This is a genomic window from Pseudomonas meliae, from assembly GCF_001400515.1.
Lineage (GTDB): Bacteria > Pseudomonadota > Gammaproteobacteria > Pseudomonadales > Pseudomonadaceae > Aquipseudomonas > Aquipseudomonas amygdali.
The window spans coordinates 1-1,374 of record NZ_LJQT01000408.1 but is presented as its reverse complement, the minus strand read 5'-3'; the positions used below and the strand labels follow the sequence as shown (position 1 = coordinate 1,374).

The following is a 1,374-nucleotide window of genomic DNA, read 5'->3' as shown; positions in this document are numbered from 1 at the left end:
GGGAGTATCAGTTTTTTTGTGTTCGGGCTGGTTAGGGCCTGCCGTCAGGCAGGCCCTTGTTTTACCAGCTCGGTCTGGTAAATCGGTCTCCGTACAGGATCGCAAATTGATTCATTGCCACTTTCCAGTCGTGTGCCGCATGACCCCAGTTGGCGGTGATGTTGCGCAACCCAAGCCATATCAGTTTCGTCGCGGCCTCATCGGTCGGGAAGTGCCCTCGAGTCTTGATGATCTTGCGTAACTGGGCATTGATGCTCTCGATGGCATTGGTCGTGTAAACCACTTTGCGAATGCCCGCCGGAAAAACAAAAAACGGTATAACCCGATCCCAGGCGCGACGCCATGCAGCAACTACAGTCGGATACTGCTTGCCCCAGGGGCCCGCTTCAAAGGCGTTAAGCTCTTGCTCAGCCACATCGGCATTGATCGCCTGGTAGATCGGCTTGAGTGCTTTGGCCAGTGCCCGACGTTTATCCCAAGCGGCGTAGTCCAAGCTGTTGCGGATCAGATGCACGATGCAGGTTTGCAGCGTCGTGGCAGGAAAAACCGCCCCTAACGCCTCCGGTATTCCTTTGAGGCCATCCGTGACGGCGATCAGAACATCTTCAACGCCACGAGTCTTGAGGTCGTTGAACACCTTCATCCAAAACTTGGCACCCTCGGTGCTCTCGATCCATATACCTAGAATGTCGCGCGTGCCATCAGGTAATACCCCCAGCGCCAGATAAATAGCCTTGTTGCACACTAACCCCTCGTCCCGGATTTTGACCCGTAACGCATCGAAGAAGATCACCGGATACATCGGTTCCAAGGGTCGTTGCTGCCAAGCGCTCACCTCTTCCATGACCGCATCGGTGACTGAGCTGATGAAGTCATGGGACACGTCAGTTCCATACTGCTCAGACAGAAAAGCGCGGATCTCACGCACCGTCATGCCCCGGGCGTACATGGCAATTATCTTGTCGTCGAAGCCTGTAAAACGGCGTTCGTGCTTGGGAATCAGGATCGGGGCGAAGCTACCATCGCGGTCTCTGGGGATATCCAGGCGAAGCGGCCCGTCGTCGGTCAGAACCGTCTTGCTGCTTTTGCCATTACGCTGATTGGTCGACTCCTCAGGGCGCTCCGCCCCCTGAGGGTAACCAAGGTGGTGACCCAGCTCGGCGCCTAGCGCACGCTCGATCAGAGCCTTCTTGAACGCCATGGACGCGTCTTGAATGGCTTCGGCGCTCATCGGGCCTTTAACAAACTGCTCAATCAGCTCTTGGGGAATCGAGGGCAACTCCCTCGCTGTTGCATTGGCGGACTTCTTTTTGGTCGGCATACATGCACCTCTAGCTACATGTTATGCCCGAACACAAAATTTCTGACAGTCTC

At 55.5% G+C, this 1,374-nt stretch carries 1 protein-coding gene; it reads right to left on the bottom strand.

Annotated elements, in window-relative coordinates:
- Window positions 1–61: 61 nt before the first annotated feature.
- Window positions 62–1,321, bottom strand: a complete 1,260-nt coding sequence (locus ALO64_RS18640; RefSeq protein WP_005730411.1) for an IS256-like element ISPsy17 family transposase — start codon at window positions 1,319–1,321, stop codon at window positions 62–64.
- Window positions 1,322–1,374 lie beyond the last annotated feature (53 nt).

What these genes read in the sequence shown, in the direction of transcription:
- ALO64_RS18640 (WP_005730411.1), bottom strand. Translation starts at nt 1,321, where the DNA reads ATGCCGACCAAAAAGAAGTCCGCCAATGCAACAGCGAGGGAGTTGCCC.